The following is a 12,459-nucleotide window of genomic DNA, read 5'->3' as shown; positions in this document are numbered from 1 at the left end:
ATGTCAATAAATTATTTCACAAAAATAAAGAGAGACTTCTTTACAGAAGTCCCTCCCGCTTATATTCATTTCATTCAAGCCGTTCCCGAACGTTGTTCGAGTACTAAATCTGTAATATTGACGGCGTGATCGCCAATCCGTTCGAGGTTCGATAACAGATCAACAAAAATCATACCCGCTTGACCTGTACACTCCCCGGCATTGACGCGTAAGACGTGGTGTTTACGGAATGAACGCTCGAGTGAATCGAGTTTCCCTTCTAATTCAAGGACTTGGCGTGCTAACGAAACATCATCACGTTCAACTGCTTTGATTGCCGTATCGACGATTTTTTGTGTTAGAACGTACATTTCATCCAACTCTTTTTTCGCTTTTGGCGTAAATTCAATCCGGTTGACGATTTGGAAGTCAACGAGTTCGATTACGTTTTCGACATGATCACCAATCCGTTCGAAGTCATTGACCGCATGCATTAAGAGCGAATGGTCATTCGATTCACGTTCAGAAAGATCGTTCGCCGCCACTTTGACAAGGTAGTTCGTGACTTCCGTGTTCAAATGGTTGATTGCATATTCAATCTGACCAGCGTCAGAAACATCTTTTTTATCATGGGATTGCGTGTAGCGATGTGCTTTACCGAGTGCTTCTTTCGAGAACTCACCCATCCGTAAGACTTCCATTTTTGCTTGGTTAAGCGCAAGTGAAGACGATTGATTCAAGATGTTTTGATCCAAATGACGTGGTTTTGAATCGACTGTCGTGTCTGTTCCCGGAACGACCTTTTTAACAAGCCATGCGATTTGTGCGATGAACCAACATTGAATCAATGTGTTGACGACATTGAACGTACCATGTGCAAAGGCAATTTGCATTTTCGGTTCAAGATTGAGTACACCTGTGATCCAAGCGATGAACGTCGAGAACAAAGGTAAGGCGACTAAGAAAATAATCGTACCGACGATATTGAAGATGACGTGTGCTGCTGCTGTCCGTTTTGCGGCAATCGATGCACCGAGTGCTGCGAGTACTGCCGTGATCGTTGTTCCGATATTATCCCCGAATAAAATCGGGAGAGCTGCTTTGATATCAATCATGCCACCAGAGTATAACTCCTGCAAAATACCAATCGTCGCAGAGGACGACTGGACAAGGAACGTAAAGACCGTCCCGACGAACACACCGAGTAACGGATTGTCTGACATCGAAATCGTCAGTTCACGGAACCACTCACTTGATTGAAGTGGTTTCATGCCGTCACCCATCAATGTCAAACCATAGAACAAGGCACCGAAACCGAAGAAGATTTGTCCGATGTATTGAATCCGTTCTTTATTGAAGAAGAAGATGAGAAACGCACCAAGCGCGATTGCAGGAAGGGCTGCTTCCTTGACGTTAAAGCCGATGATGAAGGCCGTGATCGTCGTTCCGATATTCGCCCCCATGACAACACCGATTGCTTGACGTAAATTCATCAGACCCGCGCTGACGAGTCCAACGACGATAACGGTCGTACCTGACGATGATTGAATCAAGACCGTGACGACAATACCGGCAAGAATTCCGAGTAACGGGTTCGATGTGTATTTGTCTAAAATGTAACGAAGTCGGTCTCCTGCTGTTTTTTGGAGCCCATCTCCCATATACTTAATACCGAATAGGAAAATACCGAGTCCACCAATAAAAGTGAAAATCATTTCCTGCAAATCATAATTCATCGTTTCATCTCCTCATATCTAAAAAAGTGGGATTGATTTTTTGTTAAGATTTTATTGTTTCAACCTCTCCTATTATGTAAAGGTCCGTTGAACTTGTAAATAGTTTTATCAACATTTGAATGTTAAGGTTTTATTAACCTGTACCAAAACAGAGAAAACCCTTTATTACAAGCGTTCCCAAACTCACTACACCACTGTTATGAAACAGAGAAAAGAGTGTTATCATGATTTTTTTAAGACAATTTATTAATTATTTACAAACCACCTTAGTTCCAAACCGATCTTTTTTAAAGACTCGCCTTGCCGATGTCTCCCTTTATTTTTGTGGATTAGCGTGGATTTCATTTTGGACGACAGTCATCGATAGTATATTTATCATCAAAACGGTTCCATTCATCGTCTGGTTTATGCTCCATTTCATTTTCGTCGCCATCGCGCTTTTACTGTTTCTTCTATTGATGTCGTATTTGAATCGTTGGTTGATTGATTGGATACTCAAAAGACCATGGGCGTACCGGCAAGTTTTTCCGTATACGGTTGCTGCTAACTTATGGAGCTTTCCAGTCGGTGTCCTCTGTTATCAGCTCGGATTCACAGCACTTGGGGTAACGCTCCTATTAGTCGGTCACTTCATTTATTCTTTACTGCCCGTTTTCTCAGCGCGGAAGCGAAAAAAAAATACTCGTCCAAAGTCGTGATTCTGCCTTACTTCTTCGTCTCAGCTCCGTCTACCGGCGGATTGACAGTTGCTTATTTCTATTAAAGAATTGTAAATGTTCGAATTTCGTTCTTGTTTCTCGATTTTTAGGGAATAGTTCGATATGATAGAGAAGGTAAACTTACACAATATGGCGCTATGCCACAAAAGGAGATTTTCGATATGCCGAAAATGGTCCATCGCTCTAAGACTCGTCCCGTTCGTGTTGGGGACCTTGTCATTGGTGGAAATAATGAAGTCATCATTCAAAGTATGACAACAACAAAAACACACGACGTCGAAGCGACTGTCGCTGAAATCTTACGACTTGAAGAAGCCGGATGCCAAATCGTCCGCGTTGCTTGTCCAGAAGAACGTGACGCACTTGCGCTCGCTGAAATCAAAAGCCGAATCAACATTCCGCTTGTCGTCGACATTCATTTCAACTATAAACTTGCGCTCATGGCAATCGAAGCAGGCGTCGACAAAATCCGGATCAACCCGGGTAACATCGGTCGTCGCGAAAAAGTTGAAGCGGTCGTCACAGCTGCAAAAGCTAAAAATATTCCAATCCGGATTGGTGTCAACGCTGGTTCACTCGAGAAACACATTCTTGAGAAATACGGATACCCAACAGCACGTGGTATGGTCGAAAGTGCCTTACACCACATTAAGATTCTTGAAGACCTTGACTTCCATGACATCATTGTTTCGCTTAAAGCATCTGACGTTCAGCTTGCGCTTGAAGCTTATCAGTTAGCATCTGAATCATTTGACTACCCACTTCATGTCGGTATTACAGAGTCAGGTCCTTTACGTACTGGTTCATTAAAATCCGCTGCTGGTCTTGGTGCGATTCTTTCACGCGGTATCGGGAACACGGTCCGTGTCTCACTATCAGCTGATCCGGTCGAAGAAGTGAAAGTCGCAAAAGAAGTCTTGAAATCATTTGGTCTCGCAGCAAACGCAGCAACATTGATTTCTTGCCCAACATGCGGTCGGATTGAAATCGACTTGATGGCGATTGCGGCAGAAATCGAGGATTATATCGATAAGATTCAAGTCAACATCAAAGTTGCTGTACTCGGCTGTGCCGTCAACGGTCCTGGTGAAGCACGTGAAGCGGATATCGGAATTGCCGGAGCACGTAACGAAGGGCTTCTGTTCCGCCACGGAGAAATTATCCGTAAAGTACCTGAAGCGACGATGGTCGAAGAATTGAAAAAAGAAATCGATGCAATCGTTCTTGAAAAAGAAGCTGAAAAAGAAGCGGCGAAAGCCAACCAAGTTTAATTGTTGAAGAGCCCTCTTTTTAATTGAAGAGGGTTCTTTTCATATCCGTTTTTCGACTATGTTATACTAATGACAGAAATTTAAGGAACGCAGGTGATCCAATTGAAAATCGGCATCGATATCGATGGGACGATTACGCACCCGTCTTCATGTTTTAACTATATGAACAAGTATTTAGGAACTTCGATTGACTTCGAAATGGCATCCGAATATGAATTGCATACGTATACGGATATGGGACAAATCGAGTTTTGGGAATTCATGGTCAAGTCTGGTCATGAGCTCGGTATTTATCGAGAATCTACGCCTCAGGCATTTGTCCAAAAACATTTATGGGAATTACGTCAACATTTTGATTTGCACTACGTAACGGCACGCTCAGAAATCGTTCGACCGGTTACGGAAGAATGGATTGCGCGCCATGAGTTACCACTCGACTCGCTCATCATGACCGGGTCGCATGACAAGGTTCAAGTTGTACGTGATCTATCACTCGATTTATTCATGGAGGATCGATTAGAGAATGCGTTACAAATTGCGGAAGATACGTCAATTCCAGTTATTTTGTTCGATGCTCCTTACAATCGAAAAGCACTTCCAGAGAACATCATTCGTGTTTCTTCTTGGGATGAAGCCGTTCAAACGATTTATAAATTCGCTCCAATCCGTTAAAAAACAGCCTTATCCGGCTGTTTTTTTCCATTTTTTATACATAATCCGTCTACGTTATCGTACAATTATCATGAATTCGTTACGTTTTGTCTCGAGTCATCTTCTATTAGCTGAAAGGATTTTTTTATGTTATCGACGTTGAATATTTTTTTCACGAACATATGCATTATATTTTTAATACTATCTGTCACATTTTATTTGATGCGAAATCGACTCCCGATCCAGTATGACTCCAAGCGTTCAACGCGCTTGTATTTTGGTTTAGCAAATGGTTTAACCGGCATTTTACTGATGCATAACTCCATCTCAATCAATGGATCATTGATTGATTTACGACTGCTGCCGCTCGCTCTATCCGCTCTATACGGGGGGCCAGTCAGCATTGTGACGACAGGAATTATTTTACTGCTGTATCGTGTCCTCATCAGCGGGGGTGAATCCGTTAGTGCCTTACAAAATTCTCTAATGATGCTGACCGGATTTACCGTGCTTATCATCCTCTGTGCTCAACTCATCAAACATAAAGGGCGACTCTTCACTGTTATTGTGACAATAGGCTCTACCTTAGTTCTCTTACGCATGTTGCTCGGCCCTTCACAACCTCATGCATGGCAGACGATTTTTTTGCCGTATTTCTTAATCACAATTGGCGCCTCGATTCTTTTTTATCATCTTTCATATATGTTACAAGGACACTTCGTTCTTTACGCGTACCAGTCCTATTTGGCTTCGACCGATGAACTGACGCGCCTCGCGAACCGTCACGTTATCATGGAAAAAGTACAGGCTCTTGTAGAAGCGAAGGCACCTTGGGGTGTGATCATCTTCGATCTTGACCACTTTAAGTCAGTCAATGATCAATATGGTCATGCTGTCGGAGATGCTGTATTACGTCATTTTTCCGTTTTACTCACACAGGAGTGCCCGGATAGTATCACGGTCGGTCGCTACGGTGGCGAAGAGTTTATCGTCGTCATTCCGAATACATTTACGGTTTCACCGACGCGACTCGCAAGACAACTCGTTCAATCCGTCACCGATACACCGTTCGTCATGCAAGACCACGCCTTGACGATTACTGTTTCTGCCGGTGTCGCCTACGCGAAAAATCAGGCAGCCGGAATCGTTTTTAAACAAGCGGATACCGCGCTCTATGCTGCAAAAGACAACGGCCGTAACCAGGTCATGTTATACGATAAATAAGGAAGCATGGACTTAATCCATCGCTTCCTTATTTTTGCTTTCTAATAAAAGAATGATATCTGTTAGCGAAACTGGTTTTGCAAAAAAGTAACCTTGAAAAAGATGAATCCCAATATCTTTCGCAATTTGAACTTCTTCTCCTGTCTCTACCCCTTCGACGATACACTCGACATTCATCGAACGTGTCAATTGGAAAATCGATTCAAGGATGGACTGGCGTTTTGCTGATTCTTCAATTTGTTCAATGAACTGTTTCGGTATTTTTAATTGGCGCAAAGGTAACAACCGTTCCAATACATGGTAAGAGGCATGACCTGTTCCAAAGTCATCTAACGACACTGGAAAATCAAGTGTTTTTATCCGCCGTAATGCCCGAAGAATCGGCTGGCTCTCAAAATCGAGCGACTGACTTTCCGTAATCTCGATTTTGATTTGTTGCGGTTTAAGCGAATACTTAAGTAGCATCCGTTCAATAAAGGGCATGAACGATTCGTTCGTCAATTGGCGTGGTGACACATTCACTGATACCGTAAAATTCTCTGGCACAAGACCGATCAATCGTTTTCTTGTCTTACAGCCTTCTTCAAAAATCCATTCGCCTAGACGAATGATTAAGTCACTTTTTTCAGCAATCGGGATGAAGACGGATGGTTGATTCGCTTTAGACAACTCCGTTTTCCAGCGAACGAGTGCTTCAAGTCCAACAAAGGTCTGTTGATTCGAATCGTACTGTAGCTGATAGACTAAATAAAAATCTCGATTGACTTCAGCAAGTGATAAGGCGCGCGCAGCTTCGACACGTAATGTTTGTTCACAGCGCCATGTTTGATCGATACACATGACTTTTTTATCATTTTGAACGGATTCTTGTAGCGCAGAATTCACTTGTTGAACTCGTTTCATCCAACTTTTTTGCAACGTATCGCCGTCATCAATTACGATATACAGATTGACATAAATTTGATGGAGGTCGATCTGATAGGGCGCAGACATTTTTTGACTAAGTAACTCCATCTCATCATGACAGGAAACACCTTCAGGTTTTTCCATGACGACAGCAAGCGTCCCTCCTTCAATCCGCACAAGTGCTAAGTAAGGTGGAAGTAATGATTGGAGTCGTTCGATACATTCAAACAAGACACGAGCTTGTATGTCTTCTCCAAAATAGCGTGCCAATTCATAATAATTCTCAAGGTGAATACCGATGAGCAGTAAATGTTGACGGTTAGCATCATCAAAAAAATCTTCTAATCCACGCATATTCAATAATTCTGTTTGCGGATCACGTTTTGCGGCCTCATCAAGTTGATTAGCAAGCGAGTGCAATTGACTTAAATTTCGTATATGTAAATGATTGATGATTAGCGCAATGCAAATTCCAATCGTAACCATCCCGAGCCGTGCGACATGATCTGAAGAGTCGATTTCCACCAGAGTCGTCGTTGTATTGAACATGATAAACAGATTCGTCGCTAGTACGACGACAATCGTATACCACATCACAATCCGGTTGTACGAGATCAAGGCAATCATTAAAAATAAAAAACAATTTGCCCAAGCTGTGACGGCAGCATATGGTAACAAATTAATCGAGATGATCGGCACAATCAGTAACATGATGGAGAGGAGATGCGATTGATATTTTGACGCGATATGACTTCGACTAATGATAAACGTCGTTATCCCGATCACTAAAAGCAGTATGATGATCGTTGATCGATTAAGATACGCATTTTGTAATACATCATCCGTCGTCCCTAAAAAAATCAAAGCTCCTGCTGTCATCATGAACAACGCAAAATTTCCCATCCAGTGTTGTTGTGCGATAGTGGTATCAGTCGTCGTGCTAAGCGGCATACGTCTCCTCCTTTCATTTCCGATTGTCATTGAGGTAGTCATTTTTTTATTCGACATCGCTTGATGATACTCCTGTCTTACGTTATGTGTCAATTTTTTACTTAAAAAGACATGTTCTTCTGTTTTTACACAGCTGAACATGTCTGATTTGATTTAATATCCAAAAAAGCTGGTGATGATGGCGCTTGACTTCACTTGATTTTTATCGCGAATCTGTCCGACATAGATGACGTCCCCTGACAAGATATCGACGACACGAATTTGATAATCATAGTCGTTCATCTTGGAGACGAAATAAAACTGGTTGTCTGCAAATGCTTCGTTAATCGATTCCATCTTTTTCTCCGCCGCTTCAAGCCTGATTGCATCCTTTGTCACTTGCTTCGTTGCAGTGTCATAGACGGTCCATTGCAGTTCGTTTGTTTCTTCATTTTCATTATAAGCGATCAATCGTTCGCCGTTGCCCATCGCAACGAAGGATTGATTCGTTTTATTTAACTTCTCGATTGGTCGGACGTGTTTCCCGTCATCTTCAAAGTATTCATCTTTCGTCCCGACTTGATTTTCGTCAATAAATAGTTGTCTATAAATAACGCGATCCGGCCCGGCCGTTAAGTAGTTTCTGAATTCGTTCTTTTTGATTGCCGGTGAAGCGAGTCGGATTGGCTTGATTTTTTTCTGTTGATAGTCCACTTGCATCAATTGAGTGGTCTCGTGATTTTTTCTGTACGCATCGACTTGGATATAAAGTGTCTTGTCCATCCGGTTGATGACGGTAACTGCACCCGTACCGTACCCCGTCTCGACGTTTGATGGAAACGGGAGCGTCATTTCCGTCAGCCGTTTCGTCTGTTTATCCCACATCTTTAATTCCAGTTCTTGTTCAGCCGTACGGATCCCGTACAGGTAGTCGTCATCTTCACTGAGCGTTTCATCCGCCCGTAAAAAATCCTTGGCGTCTGTTTTTAGAATCGGGTTAAACTCTCTGTTCCCAAATATTCCTTCAAGATAATTGTCGCCATTTTTTTTGACTGTCCCATCTAACGATACATCGGAATAGACGTTTTTACCTTTCGCTGTCGACTGCAGAATCAGATGCAGTTTCGCAAGGTTCGTTCCCTTTACGTCTCCTGTTATGTGCTCGACAGTGTAGTCTGCCGTTTGAATTGTTGCCGTGTAACCATAGTAACTCGTCAAACTCACTAGACATATAACGAGTAACATTACTAAGTATTGAAAGCGTCGCATCATGTTCCCCCCTTAAACGGATAGTTTGTTTTGGACTAAGCGAATGCTTCTAAAGCCGATATAGAAGAAGCCGATCGATAATAAGACAAGATACAACGTCACGTATTCTACTCTTAACAATAAACCGGACAGTGGACCTTCTGTGATATACATCACGAGTCCGAATGGCAGGATTAAAATCATCGCTTCGGCTATCAGCTGGATCATCGCCCGTGATTTTCGGAACGACCGCTCAATCAGGACGATGAAAAACAACAGATTGATGACGGCACAGGACATCATCAATAAGATGAAGACATCCTCGATATTCATCGAATAAAACACTTGCAACAGACTCCCATCTTTAATCAGACCGGTTGGTAATTTATGTGATTCTAGTAACAACCAATCAAACAGACCGTAACTTGCGATAACCGTCAGCCACTGCAAACCGATTAAACTCACCGTCACGAGCAGGACCGTCGTCAGCTTCGCAAAGTAGATTGACACCCGACTGCCCGGTAAAAGTAAGAGTCGATAGATATGTTTTGATTCCCCAATCCATTCACGGTACCAAATTTGCAAGGCGAGTACTAAGATATATGCGACACCAATCATCATGATGTAATCAAAAATCGAGGTCGCTGCCGCAAAAGAAAATTTTCCATACGAATTGACCGCTTCGAGTTCGGAGGCTTGGTTCATCCGCATGAACGTCTCGATGCTTCGTTCGTATAACATCGTCTTGACGACGACTGACAGTAGTTCAAGCACGATTAATGCACCGACTACGATTAAATACAATTTACTGCTCCGTTTGATTTCTTCATTCGTTAACATCCAATACTTTTTCATCGCTGATACACCTCCCGCATCCGGTCTTGGACGGATTTCCCGTGAATTTCCCGCATTTCTTCCGTATCGTGTTCATCAATGATTTGTCCGTCCTGTAAAAAAATCACACGGTCAATCAAATGCTCGACTTCGACGATTTCATGCGTCGTCATCAAGATGCCGCGCCCTTCCATATAATGACTCGAAAAAATCCAGGCAATCTGTTCTTTCGTAAACAAATCAATCCCGGCAAACGGTTCGTCCAGCAACAGATACGGCCGATCGAGGGCAAAACCGAGTAATAAATTGACCTTTGCCTGATTTCCTTTTGAGAGCTCATTAATTTTATCCGTCGACAGCAGTTTGAACGTCGCCATCAATTCATCTGCCGTCTGCTCGTTCCAGTCCGGATAATAATCGTTCATGTATGTAAGCGCATCCCCGATGGTCATATAGCTCGGCATCGTCTGGACGTCCGGCACAAAAGCGATTTTTTCGCGCGACGTCGTCCCGTCGACGATGATACTGCCGGCGTCCATCGGAATCAGACCGACGATGCCTTTAAGAATCGTCGATTTCCCTTCCCCGTTTAAACCGATTAAACACGTTAACGTATCCGGTTTGACAGAAAACGATACACCGTTCAAAACGGGACGTTTTCGTCCAAAGCGTTTTTTTAGACCATGTACCTCAAGCATCGATTTTCCCCCGTTCTTTCGTTTCGTATAGGTGTTCGATTTTCATGACGACTTCATCAAGCGGGACTTGAATCGCCTGGATTGAATGCACAAACTGTTCGACTGCTTCATTTAACAATTCCGCCCGGACCTTCGAGACAACTTCCGGATCCATCGTAATTTTACTCGGGACATTTCGTTCAGTCGTAATCAAGTGTTGTTCCTCCATTTCCTTATATGCTTTTTGAGCGGTGTTCGGATTGATTCCTAGTTGAGCAGCGATTTCGCGTCGTGAAGGAATCTCCTGACCACGTTTCAACTCTTCCGTCGCGATTCGTTCTTTAAACCACCGGATGACTTGTAGGTAGACAGGACTCCGTTGATCGAATTGCATCGGCATGTTGCCACCTCCATCGTTATACTGTATTAAAACACTAATACACCTTATGACTGTATGATACTTGTAATACAGTCACGGGTCAATAAAAAAATCACTTCTTTTTCGAAGTGATTTTAGGGTGTAAACAAACTTGAGGAGTCGGATGGGTATGAAGGCATGTCACGCTTCCCTGTCTTGACTCGTATTCAAAGCGGCAACATTCCGCTTTGGAATCGATTCAGACGGTACGCGCTCTAAATCTTTGCATGACTTGTCTTTCACTGCGTCACAGTTTGAAAGGCTTCGTTTTCGTTGACTCCTATGGGAAAAGTACGTTTTTGTCCACCTCGCTCGAGGAACGCAACGAAAAAGATAGACGCTTTTATCTCCCGCTATTACTTTGTCTACGCTAAGAAAAGGTTAGGTTCGTCGTGCCAATTCATCAATCAAATCCGTCGCAACGATACTACTTGGATGGATGCGTTGTTCGATCCGCTTAGAAGCCCGTACATACCAAGCGACTCCCATGGCGATTAAATGCTCAACCGATCCTTGATCGTGGTAGTCACGTTGGGCGAGCAGACTGGTTATCAAGCCAAATAGCGTATCGCCGCTGCCGCCTTTTGCAAGTCCACTCGATGCCCCGGAAATGACGTATCCTCCCCCGTCCGGTTTAGCGACCAAAATGACATGCGATTTCAAAACAACCGTCACTTGATGGAGCATCGCATAGTCCGACGCTGCTCCAAATAAATCATCTTGAATGTCTGCGACCGCTTTGTTCGTCATTCGGGCAAACTCACCGATATGTGGGGTTACAACGATTGGGGCTCGCCGTTCTGGATAATCTTCGCGAATCAGTGCCGCCGCATCGAGGACAACGGGAATATCTTTAGTAAAAGCCAGTTCAATCCAGTCCGCTACTTTATCCGAAGTCAGTCCCGGTCCGATTCCGACAGCCGTCACTTGATCAAGCATCGCTTGAATCGTTTCCGTCGTCTGATTGAGCACCATCGCTTCCGGCGCGTTGATTAATAATCCAATTTTTGCTGAATCGACTGTTGCGACCTGTAACTTTCCGACACCGGTTCGTAAAGCCGCCCGCGCCGCGAGTTGAATCGAACCCGGCATCGTCTCGCTTCCGCCAATCAAAAGTGCCGTGCCATAGGTCCCTTTATGTCCATCGTGTTGCCGTTCAAACAAACTGTCGATCGGTTCCTCGAACAGTTCCCATTCCGCTGCGTTCGGTAATCCGATATCGACGAGCTCGACATCTCCATAAAACGGTGCGGTCTTCAGTAAAAAGGCGGACCGTTTATAGGCGTGGAGGCAAAACGTCTGCATCGCTTGAACCGCTTCCAAAGAAAAATCGGTTGCCGCATCAGACGGTACTCCGCTTGGTACATCGATCGCATAAACGATTGCTCCTTGCTGACGCTGTTCTTTCACCAAGTCAAAGGTTTTTTCCGTCACCTCATTGATTCGTTTCGGATCAAACCCTGTTCCGAAGAGCGCATCGATAATTACATCATATTGTCCACAAGGTGGCTCTGCGACGACACCAAATTTTTCAGCATACGTTTCATGGAGCCGTGCCGTCTCCGTCTTGGTTGGACCAAGCGGAGCTTGGACCGTCACGTCATAGTCGTCTCGAATCAGCTCACGGGCGATGACGTATCCATCCCCTCCATTGTTGCCTGTCCCACAAATGATTAAAATTCTGTCCGTCTTGGTATGCCGTTGCTTCATCTCGGCCGCGACATGTTGCCCGGCCCGTTCCATCAGCACTTCGACCGGCAACCCCGACGTCCGTGCCCATTCATCAATTTGTCTTGCTTCATTTGCATCATAGATCATTCCAATCACCTCTGTTCGTCCTATTCCCGTTTTCCACCGAACTATGCA

Annotated in this window: 11 protein-coding genes; 4 read left to right on the top strand and 7 right to left on the bottom strand. The window is 43.9% G+C overall.

What is annotated here, in order from left to right:
* Positions 1-74: 74 nt before the first annotated feature.
* Complete coding sequence (locus tag KNP94_RS01070; RefSeq protein ID WP_088836579.1) at positions 75-1,715, bottom strand: Na/Pi cotransporter family protein; 1,641 nt, start codon at positions 1,713-1,715, stop codon at positions 75-77.
* Positions 1,716-1,939: 224 nt separating this feature from the next.
* Between KNP94_RS01070 and KNP94_RS01065 the strand changes: the two genes are divergently transcribed.
* The 4 genes from KNP94_RS01065 (at position 1,940) to KNP94_RS01050 (ending at position 5,580) form a co-directional block, all read left to right on the top strand.
* Positions 1,940-2,413 carry a hypothetical protein gene (locus KNP94_RS01065; RefSeq protein ID WP_088836578.1) on the top strand — a complete coding sequence of 158 codons (474 nt, stop codon included), beginning with the start codon at positions 1,940-1,942 and terminating at the stop codon, positions 2,411-2,413.
* 182 nt (positions 2,414-2,595) lie between these two features.
* Positions 2,596-3,705, top strand: a complete 1,110-nt coding sequence (ispG, locus tag KNP94_RS01060) for a flavodoxin-dependent (E)-4-hydroxy-3-methylbut-2-enyl-diphosphate synthase (RefSeq protein WP_029332972.1) — start codon at positions 2,596-2,598, stop codon at positions 3,703-3,705.
* A gap of 93 nt (positions 3,706-3,798) precedes the next feature.
* Positions 3,799-4,377, top strand: a complete 579-nt coding sequence (locus tag KNP94_RS01055) for a 5' nucleotidase, NT5C type (protein ID WP_235195212.1) — start codon at positions 3,799-3,801, stop codon at positions 4,375-4,377.
* Positions 4,378-4,503: 126 nt separating this feature from the next.
* A complete protein-coding gene (locus tag KNP94_RS01050; RefSeq protein ID WP_371815993.1) occupies positions 4,504-5,580 on the top strand; it encodes a GGDEF domain-containing protein in 1,077 nt (358 codons plus the stop codon).
* 12 nt (positions 5,581-5,592) lie between these two features.
* On the opposite strand, the gene KNP94_RS01045 is transcribed toward KNP94_RS01050, so the two are convergent.
* The 6 genes from KNP94_RS01045 to KNP94_RS01020 form a co-directional block, all read right to left on the bottom strand.
* A complete protein-coding gene (locus KNP94_RS01045) occupies positions 5,593-7,437 on the bottom strand; it encodes an EAL domain-containing protein (protein WP_215115095.1) in 1,845 nt (614 codons plus the stop codon).
* A 153-nt stretch (positions 7,438-7,590) separates the two neighbouring features.
* Positions 7,591-8,685, bottom strand: coding sequence for a hypothetical protein (locus KNP94_RS01040; protein WP_215115094.1), 1,095 nt, complete (start codon positions 8,683-8,685; stop codon positions 7,591-7,593).
* Between the two features lie 12 nt (positions 8,686-8,697).
* Positions 8,698-9,519 (bottom strand): hypothetical protein, encoded by an 822-nt coding sequence (locus tag KNP94_RS01035; RefSeq protein WP_215115093.1) that lies wholly within the window; start codon positions 9,517-9,519, stop codon positions 8,698-8,700.
* Positions 9,516-10,196: an ATP-binding cassette domain-containing protein gene (locus KNP94_RS01030; RefSeq protein WP_088836573.1), complete on the bottom strand. Its 681-nt coding sequence runs from the start codon at positions 10,194-10,196 to the stop codon at positions 9,516-9,518. The genes KNP94_RS01035 and KNP94_RS01030 overlap by 4 nt, the downstream gene beginning before the upstream one ends.
* Complete coding sequence (locus KNP94_RS01025; RefSeq protein WP_088836572.1) at positions 10,189-10,575, bottom strand: GntR family transcriptional regulator; 387 nt, start codon at positions 10,573-10,575, stop codon at positions 10,189-10,191. Before KNP94_RS01025 ends, KNP94_RS01030 begins: the two co-directional genes overlap by 8 nt.
* Positions 10,576-10,974: 399 nt before the next feature.
* Positions 10,975-12,411 carry an NAD(P)H-hydrate dehydratase gene (locus KNP94_RS01020; RefSeq protein ID WP_215115446.1) on the bottom strand — a complete coding sequence of 479 codons (1,437 nt, stop codon included), beginning with the start codon at positions 12,409-12,411 and terminating at the stop codon, positions 10,975-10,977.
* Positions 12,412-12,459: the final 48 nt, after the last annotated feature.

The sequence above is a fragment of the Exiguobacterium sp. s80 genome (assembly GCF_018618725.1).
In the GTDB taxonomy this organism is placed as follows: Bacteria; Bacillota; Bacilli; order Exiguobacteriales; family Exiguobacteriaceae; genus Exiguobacterium_A; species Exiguobacterium_A oxidotolerans.
Note: the sequence above shows the minus strand (reverse complement) of the source record. Positions and strands in the feature narration are given on the sequence as shown.

Excerpts from the sequence above, each read along its gene's own strand:
- KNP94_RS01035 (WP_215115093.1), bottom strand. The coding sequence starts at position 9,519 with ATGAAAAAGTATTGGATGTTAACGAATGAAGAAATCAAACGGAGCAGT.
- KNP94_RS01030 (WP_088836573.1), bottom strand. The coding sequence starts at position 10,196 with ATGCTTGAGGTACATGGTCTAAAAAAACGCTTTGGACGAAAACGTCCC.
- KNP94_RS01020 (WP_215115446.1), bottom strand. The coding sequence starts at position 12,411 with ATGATCTATGATGCAAATGAAGCAAGACAAATTGATGAATGGGCACGG.
- KNP94_RS01025 (WP_088836572.1), bottom strand. The coding sequence starts at position 10,575 with ATGCCGATGCAATTCGATCAACGGAGTCCTGTCTACCTACAAGTCATC.
- KNP94_RS01045 (WP_215115095.1), bottom strand. The coding sequence starts at position 7,437 with ATGCCGCTTAGCACGACGACTGATACCACTATCGCACAACAACACTGG.
- KNP94_RS01050 (WP_371815993.1), top strand. The coding sequence starts at position 4,504 with ATGTTATCGACGTTGAATATTTTTTTCACGAACATATGCATTATATTT.
- KNP94_RS01065 (WP_088836578.1), top strand. The coding sequence starts at position 1,940 with ATGATTTTTTTAAGACAATTTATTAATTATTTACAAACCACCTTAGTT.
- ispG (WP_029332972.1), top strand. The coding sequence starts at position 2,596 with ATGCCGAAAATGGTCCATCGCTCTAAGACTCGTCCCGTTCGTGTTGGG.
- KNP94_RS01070 (WP_088836579.1), bottom strand. The coding sequence starts at position 1,715 with ATGAATTATGATTTGCAGGAAATGATTTTCACTTTTATTGGTGGACTC.
- KNP94_RS01040 (WP_215115094.1), bottom strand. The coding sequence starts at position 8,685 with ATGCGACGCTTTCAATACTTAGTAATGTTACTCGTTATATGTCTAGTG.